Here is a 16,407-nt window from a genome sequence, read left to right as displayed (position 1 = left end):
AAAGGTCGTCATCAAGGTCGCCCGCGGCGACCCGCCGCAGCTCAGAGGGTGTACGACCAGGCTGGGGAGGCGTCGGACCGCCTCTGCGGCGGCGGGATGCCCCTCCCGGATCGGGCGGCATATCCTCCACGCGTGAACTCCTCCCCGCAGGAGCGCACGTTGCCGCGTGCGCGCCGGCACTGCCCCGACTGACCGTTGGTACCCGGCCCCGAACAAGGCTAATCCCGTGTTGGGCTGAACGGGTGTCACCTCGCTACATGTTTGACGTTTTCGAGATCCTCGAGGTTCACTCCCGACCCGAACCGCCCGTGACAGACTGTCCGGGCCGGGCGCCGCCCGGTCGGTGCGCACGCCCTTCCCCCGTGTGTCGGCGTGTCGGTCACCCTCGACGTGACGTCGTCGGCCCCCCGACGAAGGAGGAAGTGTGATGCGAGTCCTAGTGACCGGTGGAGCGGGCTTCATCGGCTCCCACTACGTCCGGTCCCTGCTCGCTGGCGCGTACCCGGCCCTGGCGGACGCCGAGGTCGTGGTCCTCGACAAGCTCACCTACGCGGCGAGCGTCGACAACCTGGCCCCCGTGGCGTCCGACCCGAGGTTCCGCCTGGTCGAGGGCGACATCTGTGACCCGGAGACGGTGAACCCGCTGATGCGCGGAACCGACCTCCTCGTGCACTTCGCCGCCGAATCACACGTGGACCGCTCGATCGACGGCGCCTCCGACTTCGTCGTCACGAACGTCCTGGGCACGCAGGTCCTGCTCCAGGCCGCGCTGGAGGCCGAGGTCGGCCGGGTCGTCCACGTCTCCACCGACGAGGTCTACGGCTCGATCGCGGAGGGGTCCTGGGACGAGGGCCACGTCCTCGAACCCAACTCGCCCTACTCGGCGTCCAAGGCCGCCTCCGACCTGCTCGCGCGCGCCTACCACCGCACCCACGGGCTCCCGGTCTCCATCACCCGCTGTTCGAACAACTACGGTCCGTACCAGTTCCCGGAGAAGCTCATCCCGCTGTTCGTCACGCGGCTCCTCGACGGGGGCACGGTGCCCCTGTACGGGGACGGCGGGAACGTCCGCGACTGGTTGCACGTGGACGACCACTGCCGGGGCATCCAACTGGTCGCGGAGGGCGGCCGTCCCGGGGAGATCTACAACATCGGGGGCGGGACCGAACTGACCAACCGCGAGCTGACCGGCCGGCTGCTCACGGCTCTCGGCGCCGACTGGTCCTCGGTGGAACCGGTGGCCGACCGGAAGGGACACGACCGGCGGTACTCCGTCGACATCGGCAAGATCCAGGCGGAACTCGGCTATGCCCCGAAGGTGCCCTTCGACGAGGGCCTGGCGGGCACGATCGCCTGGTACCGGGACAACCGCGCCTGGTGGGAGCCGCTGAAGCGGCGCGCCGCGCTGGTGAGGAGCTGACGGACATGCCAGAACTCGCCCTGCTGGTGCCGGGAGGCCACGGGCAGCTCGGCCGCGACCTCGCCAGATTGGCGCCCGCCCACCTCGGCGACGCGGGGTTCGCGCACGCGCCGGGGTCCGCCGAGTTGGACATCACCGACGCCGACACCGTCCGGGACGCCGTCGGGGCGCTGGCCGAGGCGGCTCGGAACTCCGGTGTCGTGCCGGTGGTGGTGAACGCGGCCGCCTACACGGCGGTGGACGCCGCGGAGGAGGACGAGGCCCGGGCCCACGAGATCAACGCGGCCGGGGCGGCGGCGCTGGCGGCGGCGTGCGCGGCGGAGGCCGTGCCGCTGGTCCACGTCTCCACGGACTACGTCTTCGCGGGTGATGGCGACCGGCCGTACGAGCCGAGCGACCCGCCCGCTCCCCGCTCGGCGTACGGAAGGACGAAGCTCGCCGGCGAGCGGGCGGTGCTGGGTGGCACCGACCGGTCATGGGTGGTGCGCACCGCCTGGGTGTACGGGGCTGGTGGCGGCAACTTCGTCCGGACGATGGCCAGGTTGGAACGGCAGCGCGACACGCTGAGCGTCGTGTCCGACCAGGTGGGTTCGCCGACCTGGTCGGCCGATCTGGCCGCCGGACTGCTGCGGCTGGCGTCGGTGGTGGCCGCCGGCCGACCGCCGGAGAACAGGGTGCTGCACTGCACCAACACGGGCGTGACGAGCTGGTTCGAGTTCGCCAGGGCGGTCTTCGTCGAACTCGGCGCCGACCCGGAGCGGGTCCGCCCCTGCGGAACCGAGGACTTCCCCCGCCCGGCGCCCCGCCCGGCCTACTCGGTGCTGTCCCCACGGCGGTGGGAGGACGAGGGGTTGGGAGCGCTCCGCCCCTGGCGGGAGGCGTTGGCGGCGGCCTTCGCCGAGCAGGGTGAGGAACTGCGGAACTGAGCCCGGGACCTCGGGGAGGAACGCGGCCCGCTACCAGGGCGCGCCTCCCCGGGCGAGCGTGCCGAGGCCCCCGCCGGAACCCGCCCTGCCCGTCCTTCCCTCTTGGGGCGGGCGTGCCCCGGAATCCCGGCGGGAAGGGTGAGCGTCCCCCGGGGGAGTGGCAGCCGTGGTCCCCACGGCCCGGCCAGAGGTGCCGCCCGGTGGCCGTGCTGATCGTCCTCGGTTGGCCGCCCTGTCCCCATCAGGAACTCCTCGGCTGGCCGCCCTGTCCCCATCAGGAACTCCTCGGTTGGCCGCCCTGTCCCCATCAGGGAGTTGTCCACAGCGGTCGGTGCGGGTGGAGGCGCACGTCACCGGCCCGCCGATAGGCTTGCCGCGGGGCTGCTCCCCCGGGTGGGTGGGGGTGTGCTCCGGCTACCTCGCCGACAGGACACGGCTGCTCCCCCGGGTGGACGTGCGGGCACCACCCGACACCGAGGATGAGCGGAACAGGCGACCCGGTCGTCCCGTCGCTGACGGGTCCCCCATGAGGGGCACGGCCGCCCCGCCCCCCAACGGCGTCCCGCCCCCCAACGGTTGTCGCGCAGCACGGTCTAACGCGGATGTGGCGCCGGGGTGCGTGGGGGAGGACGGGGTGCTTTCGGCTCCGGCTGGGGGTGGTCGGGTGGCGTGGGTGGCTCGGGAGGATGTGGCCCGGTTGGCGGTGGAGGTGTTGGTGGACGAGCCGCGCCCCGGGAGCCCGGACCGCCCACGGCGGCTCCGCCTCAGCCAGCCGCCCTGCGGTAGGCCGCCGCCGTCGCCTCGGCGCACCGGCGCCAACTGAAGTCGGCGGCGTGGTCCCGGCGCGCGGTCAACGTCGCCGTGTCGCTGGGGCTGTCCAACGCCTGGACCAGGGCCGCCCCGAGCGCCTCCACGTCGCCCACCGGGGCGAGGACGGCCTGCCCACCCGCCACCTCGCGCAGCGCGGGCACATCGGAGCAGACCACCGGCACCCCACAGGCCAGCGCCTCCAACACCGGAAGACCGAAGCCCTCGTTCCGGGACGGCAGCACCAGCGCCGAGGCGCCGGCCACCACCCTCCGCAGGTCCACTTCCGGCAGGTAGCCGGTTCTGATCACCCGGTCGGTCGACCCTGGCGGGTCCGCGGCGGCCGGGCCGGCGATCACCAACGGCGGCAGCTCCGGGCGCGCCGCGTGGGCGGCCAGCAGCGTGCTCAGACCCTTCCTCGGGCCGTCCGCGCCCACGAACAGGAGGTACTCCTTGGGGATGCCCAACGCGGACCGGAGCGCGGAGGTCGGGTGGCGGGCGGCGAACCAGGCCGCGTCCACGCCCAACGGCGTCACCACGATCCGCTCCTGGGGCACCCCCAGCCGTTCCGTGACCACCTCGGCCACCGCCGAGGTCGGCGTGCACACCACCGCCGCCCGGCCAGCGGAGCGCCGCACCAGTTCGGGCAGGTCCCGTTCCCCGGCCGGCAGTTCCTCGGGGGAGTCCAGGAAGTCCAGGTCGTGCACGGTGAGCACACCCCGCGCGAAGATCGTGGGTGCCAGGACGAAGTTCGTCGCGTGCAGCACCGCCGCGCGGCCGGCCAGCAGCTCCACCGGAGGCGCCGAGGTGCGGAGCCAGGCCGCCCGCAGGGCACGCGCCGGCACGGGAAGACCACGGGCCCGGACCCCGTGCGGCAGGACACCGCGCAGGGTCCGCCAACCGCGCAGCGTGAACGCGAGAGCGGTCACGTCCATGCCCGGCATCGACGCCAGTTCCTCGGCCAACGCGGCCGTGTACCGGCCGATCCCGGTGCGGGCGCCCAGCAGCGGCGTCCCGTCCAGCAGAATCCTCAGCTTGCGCCCGGAACCGTCAGCGTCGACCACGCACCGTCTCCTTCACCAGCCTGCGTAACCTGCCGGCCGCCCTGCGGGCGACCTCGCCGGGACCACCGAGGTCGAGGTACTCCCGGATCAGACCAAGATCATGCCTCAGTTGGCCGCCGGCCCCTCGCGGCTGCTCGCGCACCAAGGGAGCCGACCCGCCCAGCCGGTCCACCGCCGGCCGGGGGTCGCGGCAGAACTCCAGCAGCGGGCGCAGGGTCGCGTCCCAGGTGAACCGCTCGCGCACCTCCGCGATCCGCGTCCGGCAGGACTCGGCGAACGCCTCGTCGTAGAGCACCCGGCGCAGGGCGGCGGCCAGCGCGTCGACATCCTCGGCCGGCACGACCACCCCGAGCCGTTCCCGCCGCACGAGGTCCGCGAACGAGTCCCCGTCGGTGGTGATGATCGGCAGACCCGCCCACAGGTAGTCCAACACCCTGGTGCGGAACGCGAACGTCGTCTCGACGTGGTCGAAGTGCGTGGTGACCCCGCAGTCGGCGTCCAGCAGCCAGTTGTGCCGCTCGTGGTAGGGCACCCAGGTCTCGTTGAAGAAGACGTGCGAACCGACCAGGCCCAGCCGGTCGGCGAGCTGGCGGGTCTGCCCGGCCATGCCCATCTCGGGCACGTCCGGGTTGGGGTGCTGCATGCCGAGGAAGAACAACCGGACGCCGTCCTCCTCCCGGCGCAGTTTGTCGATGGCCTGGACGAGGGTCAACGGGTCGAACCAGCTGTACACGCCGCCGGCCCACAGCACGACCCGGTCCCGTTGGCCGATGCCGGGCACCACGTCCCGGATCGCCGGCGCGGTGCGCCGTGGGCGGGCCGCCGGCAGTCCGAAGGGGACGACGGACAGCAGGGACCGCACGGTGGGGTCGGAGTCGTACATCCCGGGGCTGAGCCGGCCCAGGGAGGCCAGGTGCCCGAGCCAGAAGTGCCGCTGCCGCTCCGAGGCGCAGAGGAAGAAGTCCCCGCGCATCAGCTGGGTGTTCAACACCCGGGTCACCCCGTCGAGGTCGCGGGCGCGACGTTCGTCGTCGACGTCCTTGCCCTGCTCCAGGTACTCCAGGTGCATCGGGTCGTAGACGTCGCAGACCACGATCTTGCCCGAGGAGGGGTCCTTCAGCTCGGGCGCCATCTCCATGATGTGGCCCTGCACCACCACGATGTCGGACCACGCGATGTGCGTGCCCAGGTCCCTCGGCCTGGCGTGCACCACCGGGAAACCCGCCTCCGGCGGCTCGTGGTGGTTGTTGACGCTGACCAACCTGACCTCGTGCTCGGTGGACAGCGCCTCGGCCATGTGCCAGGCGCGGATCGCCGGGCCCGCCATCCGTTCGGCGATCGCGTCACCGGTGACGACCAGCACCCGCCGGGGGCGTCCGAACGCCTCGTCCAGTCCGAAGGCCCGCACCAGGGTCTCGTGGGCGGCCAGGTAGCGGGGGAGCGGGTAGGCCGGCTCCAGCGCCTTGCGCATCAGCGGAACGATGTCGCCGTCCGAGCGGACCCGCGACTCCTGCTCCACCTTCCTGGACTCGGCCAACTGGGGCAGCAGTTCGACGAACTGGTCGATCGCCAGGAAACCGGCCAGCGCCTCCCGCGACACCGGGACGGGCTCGGCGTCGGCACCCCGGTCCGCCGGGCGGCGGGTGATCTCCAGCTGGGTGGGGTCGATGTCCCCCCGTGCCGTCGACCGGCGCACCGCGAGGGCGAGCGCCGCCGGCAGCACCTTCGCCAGCGTCTCGTCCTCCAGGTTCTTGTAGAGCGTCGCCAGGGCGTTGCGTTCCAACAGGTAGTACTCACGGGACGAGTCGACCGAACCCATCGAGCCGTGGTGCCGGTGGTAGGTCACCGACGTCGGTTCGTACCGCACCCGCCAGCCGCGCAGGTTCAGCCGCCAGCCGAGGTCCACGTCCTCGTAGAACATGAAGTAGCGCTCGTCGAAGCCACCGAGGGCGGTGAACAGCTCGGTGCGCACGAACAGCGCCGAACCGGTTCCGAAGAGCACGTCCCTGGCGACCTCGTGGCTGCCGTCGTCACGTTGACCGGCGTGCCGCTTGTACCCCATCCCGAACCAGGTGAGGCCGCCGTCGACGAAGTCGATCAGCTCGCCGCCCCAGTCGAGCACCTTGCTGGCGACCGCGCCGACCGTGGGCTCCGCGCGGAACACGGCGACCGCGGCCCGCACCCACTCCGCGTCCGGGCGGGCGTCGTTGTTGAGGAACGCGAGCACCTGGCCACTGGCCTGGCGGGCGCCGAGGTTGCAGCCGCCGGCGAAACCGAGGTTCTCCGGAGACTCGACCAGGGTGACGTCGGGCATCTCGTCCCGGAGCCGTTCCACGCTGCCGTCGCCGGAGGCGTTGTCGACGCAGATGATCTCCAGGCGGTCGGCCGGGTAGTCCAGGTCGTCCCGCAGCGACCGGAGGCAGGTGATCGTGTCCTTGACCCCCCGGTAGTTCACCACCACCACGGAAACTGTCGGCAGGCCCCCGGAACTCGGCTCGGGCACGTCGCTCCCCCTCAGCTTCTCCTCGGGCCGGTCGGCGACCAGCCGCGTCTAAGCCTGCCCTATCCGCTTCGCGCCGGGGGGCGGACCCGGGGGAACCGCCGCCCCCCGCCACCATGATCGCCCTGCGGAGTCCCGTGGCAACCTTCTGTGAGGAAAACGCCCCCGGAGGCCGGCCGCGCTGTCTACGCTTCCGTCAGGGTGTCAGGTCCAGGTGAGGAGTGGACGGTGGCGGAGATCAGCAGAGGCCGGAAGATCGTGGCCGGGGTCGTCCTCGGGGTGGTCGGCCTGACCCTGTTCGCCCTCGTGTTCCCGTTCACGACCACCCTGCACACCTGGGGCGGGACCAAGGCGGACGACAGGCCGGTGGTGGACGCGGGAACCGCCGAGGTGACGAGCTGCCGGAGCACCGGGCCCATCAGCCTGGAGGGCGGCATCGGGCCGGCCGACGTGTGCACCGCGGAGATCCACTGGTCGGACGGCCGGGTGGAGCACCGTGAGGCCTACCCCCGGCAGCTGACCCGGGAGGACCTGGGCACCGAGGTCCCGGTGGAGGAGGTCCAGATCGTGGCGGGTGGCGGATGGAAGCTCGCCGTCTTCCGGACGGACCGCTCCGGAGCCCCCGTCCCGCCGCCGATCTCTATCGCCGCCTACGCCCTGGCGAACCTGCTCGTCCTCGCCGTGACCGTCGGCGTCCTGGTGCGCCTCGGGTTCCTGCCGCGTCCGGAGCGGGAGGGTGAGCAGGAGCGGAACGGCGGGGGGAGCCCCCCGAACCCCAGGTTCGGACCGCACTGGGGCAGCAGCGGCCGACCGGGGAGCCAGGGCGGACCACTCGCTCCCCCCGCCAGCCACCTACCGCCCCACCAGCAGCGAGGCACCACCGGACAGGGAGACTGAGGACACGTGCAGCCCGACACCAGCGCCGCCGACGCCATGTTGCGCGGCTTCCAGGAACAGATGCAGGCCAAGCTGCGCCAGGCCGACCAGTTGCAGGCCGCCGCCAGGGAGGCGCGCGTCAGCGAACGCAGCCGGGACGGCGCCGTCTCGGTGACGGTCGACAGCAACGGGGGCATGACCGCCCTCGACCTGACGCCGGCCGCGATGACCCGGCGCCCCGAGGAGCTGTCCGCGCAGATCCTCGACACCCTCCGCCGGGCGCAGGCCCGGATCGCCGACCAGATGCGGGAGGCGCTGGCCCCGATCCTCGGCGAGGACAGCGAGTCGCTGAACGCGGTGATGGGCGGCTACCAGGAGCGGTTCCCCCAGCTCGACGACGAGGACACCGGGGGAGCAGCCCGGAGCTCGGACGACCCCCAGGACCCGGACGACCCGGACGGCGGCGCCAGCTGGCGCAACGACAGGGGGTGGTGACGGATGGACGGGTTCCACGTCTACCCCGAGCAGATGCGGCAGCACGCCGCCCGGCTCGACGGGGTGGTCCAGCAGATCGGGGTCGCGCAGGACGCCGCCACCCACGCCTCGATCAGCGGCACCACCGCGTACGGGCTGCTGTGCAGTCCCATCATGCTGCCCCTGATGGGCAGCATCGAGGCCCTCGGCCACGGCGCGATCGCCGCCGCCGGCGAAACGGTCAGCGCGACCAGCACCGCCATCACCGCCTCCGCGGACACCTACGAGCTGTTGGAGGAGGGCGTGAGCCGCCTCTTCGCCCAGATCGCCGAGCGACTGGAAGGACCGTCGACGCCATGACGAACCCGCTGATCGCCCCCGACTACAGCGGGGGTGACAAGCTCGACGCGGTCGTGATGGTGGAGGCCGCCGGCGACGCGGTGACCGCCGTCCAGAACGGCGACTGGCTCGAGGCCGGGGTGAACATCGGCGCGGCCGGCCTGGACGCGCTGGCAGTGGTCGCCGACCCCTTCGGCACGCTGCTCACCTCCGCCTTCGCCTGGTTCATCGAACACGTGCCGCCGCTGCCCGACATGCTGAACTGCCTGGCCGGCAACCCCGACGTGGTGCACACCAACGCGGCCACCTGGGGCAACGTGGCCGACTCGCTCGGGCAGTCCTCCCAGGACATGGGCGACATCGTCCGCGCCGACACCGAGGGCTGGGAGGGGCCGGCGGTGGAGGCCTACCGCCCCGTCGCGATGGGCCAGGCCGCCGCCATCCAGGCCGCCTCGATCGCCGCCAACGGGGTCGGAGTCGCGTTGACGGCGGGGGCCACGGTGGTGTCGGTGGTGCGCACCATCGTGCGGGACCTCATCGCCGAGGCGATGAGCGAGCTCGTGCAGTGGCTCATCCGGGCGGCGGCCGCCGCCGGACTGACCCTGGGCCTCGCCACCCCGGTCCTCGTGGCCGACGGGATCCGGCTGGTGATGAAGTGGGCCAACAAGGTCCAGGACTGGATCCAGAAGGCCGTGCTGAGCATCACCGGGCTCAGCAAGCACGTCGCGAAGCTCGGTGACGTCCTCACCGACGTGGCCCAGACCCTCGCCATCGCCGTGCCGAAGAACCTCGCCGTGTACTCCACCCAGGTCGACGACAAGCCCTTCGCGACCGGGGAGAGCTCGGCCTGACCCGGGGCCGTCCCGGCGGCCAACCGCCGGGCGTTCCCCGCCCCCGCGCGCCGACCGCGCGGAGGTCGGGGGGCGAGACGGCCCGGTTGCCCACGTGGCGGGTGAGGTGGCCCAGGCGGGGTGCGGTTCCCCGTCGGGCCTCGGGGTCCACCCGAGTGACCAGGCGGCGGGGGATGACCGGTCGTGGCAGCACTTCCGGTCGTGGGAGTACTTCGCGGTGTGGGCCGAGCGGGTTCCTGCTCCCCGCCGGCCGGCGCCGCTCGCGCCGGTGCTCCGGGGCCGGCCGCTGAGGTCGGACGCCGAGGACCCGGTCCGCTAGGCGAGGTGATCGGGGAGGTTCGGTCCCGTCCCGACCCTGGTCGAGGAGGTGGGCCACGTTGGGCCACGTCGCATCCCTCCCCGCCGTCGTCGGGCGGGGGCTACGACGTCACGGGGGCGGGTGCCGTCACCAGGCCAGGCCGCGCTGCCGGTGCTCCGCTCGCCTGGTCGTCGGTGCGGCCATCACCGCGGAGTCGGGCCGGCGGGCCGGCGCGGCGGGAGCGGCGCGCTCCTCGTCACGAGCGGGGCGGTCCACCCGCTGGCACGGCGACCAGGGGCGGTGCGGGCGGCGCCGCTCACCGCTCGTCCCGGCCAGCCCAGCTACGCCACACCGCCGTCCGGTCCAGCACGGCCCGGCGGCCGAGTTCCCGCCGGAACCGCAGCGCCTCGGGTGTCCGCGCCAGCGTCTCGCCGAGCACGCCGAGGCGGAGCCCCACCCGGAAGTTCGCGGCGTCCGGCGTTGGTCGTCCCAGCCGGCGTCGGAGGGGGAGCGCCGCGGTGATCGCGGTGAACCGCAGCACCTCCCGGAGCGCGACCGGCAGCGGCGCGCAGCGCACCAGCGTCACGAGGCGGTTCCGTTCGTTCCACCGGTGGAAACGGGGGGAGCCCGGGGCGCTGCTCGCACCGTGCGCGTGGCGCACCCCGGCGGCGGGGGCGAGCAGTACCCGCCAGCCCCCGAGCCGCAGCCGCCACGCGGTGTCGGTGTCCTCGTAGTAGCAGAAGTAGGACTCGGGCACGCCGCCGAGCGCGCGCAGCGGCTCGGTGCGCACCAGGGCGGCGCCCCCGCAGAAGGAGAACACCTCCACGGGTTCGGCGGTGCCGTCCACCCCGGTGGTCGCACCGAGATCGCGTCCGTGGCCGTCGGGGGTCAACCCGACGCCGGCCGACTGCACGGTGCCGTCCTCCGCGCGCAACAGCGAACTGACCGCCCCTGCCCCCGGGTCGGCGTCGGCGGCGTCCTCCAGGGCCGCGAGCCAGTCGCGTGCGGGGACGGCGTCGTCGTTCAGCCACACCATGAACTCGGTGCGGACCCGGCGCAGCGCGGCGGCCATCCCCCCGGCGTACCCGGAGTTGGCCGGTAGCCGCAGCACCTCCGGGGCGGTCGGGTGCGCCCTCAGCAGGTCGGCCGTGCCGTCGTCCGAAGCGTTGTCGACCACCAGCAGCCGGTGCGGCCGGGTCTGTGCCGCCAGCGCGTCCAGGCAGTGTTCGAGGTGGTCCCTCGCCCGCCAGGTCACGATGACGACGGTGCTGCGAGCCGATGTGGTCCCGGGGTCGGCCGTGTCCATGACCGACCAACCTACCCACGGGGCCGGGGCCGGTGGCGGCCGGCGGTCCCGGCTCCGGATCGTCCGGTCCCGGCGAAACGCCGCGGTGTTCGTGGCAGTGTTGGCGGGTGCCGCTCCTCGTTGTGCTCACCGAACAGCTGCTCGCTCCCGTCCCGGGTGGGACGGGCCGCTACACCCGGGAACTCGCCGCCGCGCTCGCCGGGACGGCGCCCCCGGGGTGGGATGTCGCCGGGGTCGTCGCGAAGCACGCCGACCCGGACGCCGCCGTGATCCCCGGGCTGATCGGACCGAAGTCGTTGCCCTACCCGAGGCGGGTGCTCTCCGCGTTGTGGGAACGCGGGATCCCGGTCTGGCCCGGAGGTGACTCGGTGCACGCGCCCACCCCGTTCGCCCCGCCGTCCGTGCCACGGGGGCGGGGGCTGGTGGTCACGGTGCACGACACCGTGCCGTGGACCCACCCCGAGACGCTGACCCGTCGGGGCGCGGCCTGGCACCGGCGGATGGTGGGCCGCGCCGCCCGCCGTGCCTCCGCGCTGGTGACCCCGACCGCGGCCGTGGCGGCGGAACTCGCCAGGCACCTCGACGCCGACCGGCAACGGTCCGGGGCGGGCACGATCGGCGCCACCGGCCCCCGGACCCACGTGGTCGGCGAGGGCGTCTCGGACGCGTTGCGCCGTCCGTTGACCGACGAGTTCCAGCAGCGGGTGGGTCGGAAGTTGAGACTGCCAGACCGGTACGTCCTCGCCGTGGGCACCGTGGAGCCCCGGAAGGGCATCGACGTCCTCATCCGGGCGATGGCCGGTGCCAGGGGCCCGGATCTCCCCCTGGTCCTGGTCGGAGCCAGCGGCTGGGGCGGGGTCGACCCCCGGCGGCTGGCCGAGGAGCACGGGCTCGCCCGCGATCGGCTGCGGGTGCTGGGGCGGATCGAGGACACCGAGCTGTCCGCCGTCCTCCGGCAGGCGACGGTCCTCGCGGCACCGAGCCGGGCCGAGGGTTTCGGGTTACCGGTCCTGGAGGCGATGGCCGTCGGCGTTCCAGTGGTGCACACCGACGTGCCCGCGCTCGTCGAGGTCGCGGGCGGGGCGGGTCTGGTGGTGCGGCGGGGGGACCCGGACACCCTGGCCGGGGCGCTGCGCGCCGTGGCCTCCGACTCCGGGCGGGCCCAGGCGATGATCCGCGCGGGTCTGCGCCGGGCCGAGCACTACGACTGGGAACACGCGGCGCGGGCGCTCTGGCGGATCCACCTCGACGCGGTCGGCTGACGCCAGCCGACCGCGGCCAGGAGTGGTTCAGCCGGAGGTCTCCCGGTCCGCGCGGGCGCGCTCGCCGATCACCACCAACTCGTCGGCCTCCTCCGATGTCAGGGGAACGTCCAACACGTCGCGGAAGTACCCGGGGAGTTCGTCGGGCCCCAGGACGACCACCTCGTCCGGGGAATCGGGGCGGGACACCGTCAGGTCCAGGCCGGAGAGGCTGTGCGCCGTCTCCTCCCCGCCGCGCGAGCCGAACAGGGTTCGGCGGAACGGCGAGGTCGGGTGGGTCGCCGCGAAGTGGTTCTGCACCACGTAGTCCACGCGGTAGTGGGGTTCCAGGGTGAAGCCGTAGAGGTCCTGCCAGTCCTCGCCGCGCGCCAACTGGAGTGCCCAGGTCCCGTCCTCCTCCCGTGCGAGGCGGTGCCGCCACCCGGCTCCCTGCCGAACCTCGGCTCCCGACACCAGGGGTGTCGGTTCCAGCACGCCCTGCTCGCCGACGCTGACGTCCGCCAACCACATCCGCTCCTCGGCCTCGACGAGGAGGGCGGCGTGCGCGGCGGGTCGCACGTTCCGGGAACCGAGCCGGATTCGGGTGCTCACTCCGGACACCCGGTAGCCGAGGCGCTCCAAGGCGGCGGCGAGCAGGACGTTCTGCTCGAAGCAGTAGCCGCCACGACGGCGCCGGACCAGTTTGTCCTGGAGGGAGGCCGTGTCCAGTCGGACACCCCCACCTGAGAGGAGGCCCAGGTTCTCGAACGGGACGGTGGTGGCGTGGGCGCGGTGCACCGCCCGCAGCGTGTCGGCGTTGGGGGCGCGGTCGCCGTCGTAGCCGATGCGGGCGAGGTAGGCGTCCAGGTCGAGATCGGCGGAAGCCCACCCCCGCGCGGTCTCCGGTGCCGTGTCGAGTTCCGGGCCGACCAGCGGATCGTGGGCGAGGGTGGTCGTGCTGTCCTGTTCGGTCGTCGTCATGCCACCATCGTTCAACCTGAACGATTGTTGAGGTCAAGGTCCTCGGGTCGGCCGTGCGGACACCTCGGACCACCACGGTCCGGCGGCCCGCCACCGTGCCCCGCCCGGCCGTCCCCAGGCGGGTCGACGGGAAGGGGAACGGCCACGGAGCGCGGGAACCCGGGCACGGGAGGCGAGCGCGGACCCGTCGCCGAGGCGCGTGGACGTGGGGCTGCCCACTGCCGGCCGCCGATTCGGCCAAAGGCGCCGGATCGCGTGTGAAGCGGCCGTAGGCTTCAGTGGTGCGGTCTGCCGAACCCAGCGTCCTGATCGACGCCACCGCTGTGCCCACCGACCGAGGTGGAGTGGGCCGGTACGTGGACTCGTTGATCGCTGGCCTTGACGCCGCCGGGGCCCAGCTCAGCGTCGTCTGCCAACCTCGTGACGCCGAGCTGTACACCAGGACCGCGCCGTCCTCCCGGGTCGTTCCGGCCTCGGAGTCGGTGGCGACCAGGACGGCGCGCCTCAGCTGGGAACAGCTCACCCTGCCCCGGCTCGTCCGACGACTGGGCGTCCGGGTGCTGCACTCACCCCACTACACGATGCCGCTGGCCAACCCGGTGGCCAGCGTGGTCACCCTGCACGACGCGACCTTCTTCACCGACCCCGCGTTGCACTCGTCGGTCAAGGCCGGGTTCTTCCGGGGGTGGATCCGCGCGTCCCTGGCCCGCGCCACGCTGTGCGTCACCCCCAGCGACGCGACGACCAGCGAACTCGTCCGGTTGCTCGGCGCCAGGCGCAGCGCCATGTCGGTGGTGCCGCACGGCGTCGACACCAACCGGTTCCACCCGCCGACCCCGGAGGAGGTCGCCGAGGTTCGCCAGCTGCTGGGTCTGCGGGACGCGCCCTACGTCGCCTTCCTCGGCGCGCTGGAACCCCGGAAGAACGTGCCCTCGCTGATCCGGGGGTTCGCGAAGGCGTGCCAGGGACGGGAGGACCCGCCCACGCTGGTGTTGGCCGGTCAACCGGGCTGGGACGGTCAGGTCGAACGAGCCCTGGACTCGGTTCCCCACCGCGTGCGGGTGATCCGGCCCGGCTACCTCCCGTTCCGGAACCTCGCCGGGTTCCTGGGCGGCGCGGAACTGGTCGCCTACCCGAGCCTCGGGGAAGGCTTCGGCCTGCCGGTGTTGGAGGCGATGGCCTGCGGGGCCTGCGTCCTGACCACCCAGCGCCTCAGCCTCCCCGAGGTCGGCGGCGACGCGGTCGCCTACTGCGGGGTGGGGGCGGCGGACATCGCCCAGGCGATCACCGAGCTCCTGGACCAGCCACGGCGGCGCGCCGAGCTGAGCACCGCCGCGCTCACCCGGTCCAAGGAGTTCTCCTGGGCGGGGTGCGCCGCCGGGCACCTGGAGGCCTTCGCGCGGGCTGACTGGATCCACCGGCGCGGCCGTTGACCGTCTCCGACACGCCCCGCTCGCCGGCCGCGACACGCCGTTCGCGCCGCGGGAGCGCCAGCTGGACCGAGGACGCGGGGGGCCGGTGGCGCACGAGCGGTCCACGGCAGAATGGTCCGCCGTGACCTCGTCGAGTGCGCAGAGCCGGAAACCAGCGACCTACGGCGACGATGTCGCCGTCGTCACCGTCACCTACTCACCAGGGGAGACGATCGACCGCTTCCTGGACACCCTGGTCACCGCGACAGAACGCACCCCGAAGGTCGTCCTCGCCGACAACGGGTCCACCGACGGCGCCCCAGAACGGGCGGCCGAACGACCGAACGTCGAACTCGCCCCCACCGGGGGCAACCTCGGGTACGGGCGGGCGGCCAACCACGGTGTCGAGCGCCTCGGGGACGAGGTCGGCTGGGTCGTCGTCGCCAACCCCGATCTGGAGTGGACGCCGGGAAGCCTCGACGTGCTGTTGGCCGCCGCCGAGCGGTGGCCGCGCGGCGGGGCCTTCGGCCCGCTGATCCGGGAGCCCGCCGGCGACGTCTACCCGTCCGCGCGCCTCCTGCCCTCCCTGGGGCGCGGCGTCGGGCACGCCGTCCTCGGGAAGGTCTGGAGCGACAACCCGTGGTCCAGGGCCTACCGGCAGTCCGACACCGCCGTCGTCGAGCGGACCGCTGGCTGGCTCTCCGGGTCCTGCCAGCTCTTCCGCCGGGAGGCCTTCGACTCGGTCGGTGGCTTCGACCCCCGCTACTTCATGTACTTCGAGGACGTGGACCTGGGCGATCGGCTGGCACGGGCCGGCTGGCTCAACGTGTACGTGCCCAGCGCCGAGGTCATGCACGTCGGGGGAGCGTCCACCTCGACGGCGTCGGAACGGATGCTCGCGGCCCACCACCGCAGCGCCTACCGGTACCTCAGCGACCGGCACCAGGGGCCCGCCTGGGCTCCGCTGCGGTTCGCCCTGCGCACCGGCCTGAACGCCCGCTACCGCTGGGAGCTGCGCGGCTCCCGACGCACCGGGGGCTGACCCGGAGGTGGAGCGCGGTGACGGGGCACGGCACCGTCACCCCGGGCCGACGAGTGGCCGCACCCCGCCTCCGGCCGACCGGGACCCCGGCGTCCTCATCCGGAGGTGGCCCCCGCCCAGCCCGTTCGACGCACCGGGCCCGAGTTCGTCCGGCGCCAGGGCCAGGAGGGCGGGTTGCCGCCGGCACGCGCGCGGGCCGGCGGCCGGCGCCGCGCCCGACCCGTGACGGCCAGTCGCGCCCGGTGGAGCGGGCGCTGGCCTGGGGAACGCGCCTGGGAGGCCTAGAACTGCTGGTTGTGCCAGGGCGGGGTGGTGCTCTCGGCCTGCTGGTGCCCGCCAGCGCCCGGCCCCGGGTGCGGGGCCTGCTGACCACCCGGCGACGGAGCGGCCTGCGGCGGGGGCTGGTGCGGGGGCCGTTGCTGGGGCGCGGTCATGCCGTGCCCACCGGTCTGCTGCGCGGGCGGCTGCGGCCGGCCGGGGCCACCCGGCCCCGGCTGCTGTCCGTGCTGACCGGGCTGGCCCATCCCGGGATGACCGGGGGCGGTGGGGGCCGGGCGCTGGTCCGGCCGGAGGACCACGGTGCTCTCCGCGTCGGCGAGTTTCCGGCCCGGGTCCGCCGCCGAGACCACCCGGCGGGGGATCTGCACGGTGCTGGCGGCGTCCATCGGTGAGGTGGCGTCATCGGGGGTCACGACGAATGAGCCGCGCGCCCTGGCACGCGCCAGGGCCGCGTCAGCACGGTTTCGGGGGTCCATCGGTGACCTCTCCTGACGTTGCCGCGGAGCCGCGGGGGCCGACGCGAGCGGTGTTCGGTGGGCGGCTGGAGACCTACTCGCGGTGTGTGACCGCGGCGCCTCGGTGGGTCCACTG

The 16,407-nt window shown here is 73.6% G+C and carries 14 protein-coding genes; 9 read left to right on the top strand and 5 right to left on the bottom strand.

The genetic code is table 11. The annotated features are described in order from the left end of the window. Nucleotides 1-427 precede the first annotated feature (427 nt). Together rfbB and rfbD are read left to right on the top strand one after the other, a co-directional pair. Nucleotides 428-1,420 (top strand): dTDP-glucose 4,6-dehydratase, encoded by a 993-nt coding sequence (gene rfbB, locus ACOJVX_RS22075; RefSeq protein ID WP_026419331.1) that lies wholly within the window; start codon nucleotides 428-430, stop codon nucleotides 1,418-1,420. A gap of 5 nt (nucleotides 1,421-1,425) precedes the next feature. Further along, entirely contained in the window at nucleotides 1,426-2,346 is a 921-nt protein-coding gene (rfbD, locus tag ACOJVX_RS22070; RefSeq protein WP_026419330.1) for a dTDP-4-dehydrorhamnose reductase, read from the top strand. Nucleotides 2,347-3,110: 764 nt separating this feature from the next. Here rfbD and ACOJVX_RS22065 read toward each other — a convergent pair. Together ACOJVX_RS22065 and ACOJVX_RS22060 are read right to left on the bottom strand one after the other, a co-directional pair. Beyond that, a complete protein-coding gene (locus ACOJVX_RS22065) occupies nucleotides 3,111-4,217 on the bottom strand; it encodes a glycosyltransferase family 4 protein (protein ID WP_026419329.1) in 1,107 nt (368 codons plus the stop codon). After that, nucleotides 4,204-6,720 carry a glycosyltransferase gene (locus tag ACOJVX_RS22060; protein WP_030104975.1) on the bottom strand — a complete coding sequence of 839 codons (2,517 nt, stop codon included), beginning with the start codon at nucleotides 6,718-6,720 and terminating at the stop codon, nucleotides 4,204-4,206. Before ACOJVX_RS22060 ends, ACOJVX_RS22065 begins: the two co-directional genes overlap by 14 nt. Before the next feature lie 198 nt (nucleotides 6,721-6,918). On the opposite strand from ACOJVX_RS22060, the gene ACOJVX_RS22055 reads away from it, so the two are divergent. The 4 genes from ACOJVX_RS22055 to ACOJVX_RS22040 are packed head-to-tail and all read left to right on the top strand — an operon-like array spanning nucleotide 6,919 to nucleotide 9,257. Next, nucleotides 6,919-7,614 carry a DUF6346 domain-containing protein gene (locus ACOJVX_RS22055; RefSeq protein ID WP_422647071.1) on the top strand — a complete coding sequence of 232 codons (696 nt, stop codon included), beginning with the start codon at nucleotides 6,919-6,921 and terminating at the stop codon, nucleotides 7,612-7,614. 6 nt (nucleotides 7,615-7,620) lie between these two features. Further along, nucleotides 7,621-8,088, top strand: coding sequence for a YbaB/EbfC family nucleoid-associated protein (locus ACOJVX_RS22050; RefSeq protein WP_051314091.1), 468 nt, complete (start codon nucleotides 7,621-7,623; stop codon nucleotides 8,086-8,088). Between the two features lie 3 nt (nucleotides 8,089-8,091). Beyond that, nucleotides 8,092-8,427 (top strand): type VII secretion target, encoded by a 336-nt coding sequence (locus tag ACOJVX_RS22045; protein ID WP_026419326.1) that lies wholly within the window; start codon nucleotides 8,092-8,094, stop codon nucleotides 8,425-8,427. Beyond that, nucleotides 8,424-9,257 (top strand): hypothetical protein, encoded by an 834-nt coding sequence (locus ACOJVX_RS22040; protein ID WP_030104979.1) that lies wholly within the window; start codon nucleotides 8,424-8,426, stop codon nucleotides 9,255-9,257. Before ACOJVX_RS22045 ends, ACOJVX_RS22040 begins: the two co-directional genes overlap by 4 nt. Nucleotides 9,258-9,871: 614 nt before the next feature. Here ACOJVX_RS22040 and ACOJVX_RS22035 read toward each other — a convergent pair. Then, a complete protein-coding gene (locus ACOJVX_RS22035; protein WP_422647070.1) occupies nucleotides 9,872-10,861 on the bottom strand; it encodes a glycosyltransferase family 2 protein in 990 nt (329 codons plus the stop codon). A 107-nt stretch (nucleotides 10,862-10,968) separates the two neighbouring features. Here ACOJVX_RS22035 and ACOJVX_RS22030 point away from each other — a divergent pair, with 107 nt between their 5' ends. Continuing rightward, on the top strand, nucleotides 10,969-12,123 hold the full coding sequence (locus ACOJVX_RS22030; RefSeq protein ID WP_418156025.1) for a glycosyltransferase family 4 protein: 1,155 nt from the start codon (nucleotides 10,969-10,971) through the stop codon (nucleotides 12,121-12,123). A 27-nt stretch (nucleotides 12,124-12,150) separates the two neighbouring features. Here the strand turns inward: ACOJVX_RS22030 and ACOJVX_RS22025 are convergent, their stop codons facing one another. After that, nucleotides 12,151-13,083, bottom strand: a complete 933-nt coding sequence (locus ACOJVX_RS22025; RefSeq protein WP_051314090.1) for an arylamine N-acetyltransferase family protein — start codon at nucleotides 13,081-13,083, stop codon at nucleotides 12,151-12,153. Between the two features lie 281 nt (nucleotides 13,084-13,364). Here ACOJVX_RS22025 and ACOJVX_RS22020 point away from each other — a divergent pair, with 281 nt between their 5' ends. Both ACOJVX_RS22020 and ACOJVX_RS22015 read left to right on the top strand, forming a co-directional pair. After that, the gene (locus tag ACOJVX_RS22020) at nucleotides 13,365-14,516 is read left to right on the top strand and encodes a glycosyltransferase family 4 protein (protein ID WP_026419320.1); all 1,152 of its coding nucleotides are present in this window, start codon (nucleotides 13,365-13,367) and stop codon (nucleotides 14,514-14,516) included. 121 nt (nucleotides 14,517-14,637) lie between these two features. Then, nucleotides 14,638-15,537 (top strand): glycosyltransferase family 2 protein, encoded by a 900-nt coding sequence (locus tag ACOJVX_RS22015; protein ID WP_026419319.1) that lies wholly within the window; start codon nucleotides 14,638-14,640, stop codon nucleotides 15,535-15,537. Between the two features lie 281 nt (nucleotides 15,538-15,818). On the opposite strand, the gene ACOJVX_RS22010 is transcribed toward ACOJVX_RS22015, so the two are convergent. Next, nucleotides 15,819-16,292 (bottom strand): hypothetical protein, encoded by a 474-nt coding sequence (locus tag ACOJVX_RS22010; protein WP_418154480.1) that lies wholly within the window; start codon nucleotides 16,290-16,292, stop codon nucleotides 15,819-15,821. Nucleotides 16,293-16,407 lie beyond the last annotated feature (115 nt).

Source organism: Actinoalloteichus caeruleus (assembly GCF_049311605.1).
GTDB lineage: Bacteria > Actinomycetota > Actinomycetes > Mycobacteriales > Pseudonocardiaceae > Actinoalloteichus_B > Actinoalloteichus_B caeruleus.
This window is presented reverse-complemented; position numbering and strand designations above follow the sequence as displayed.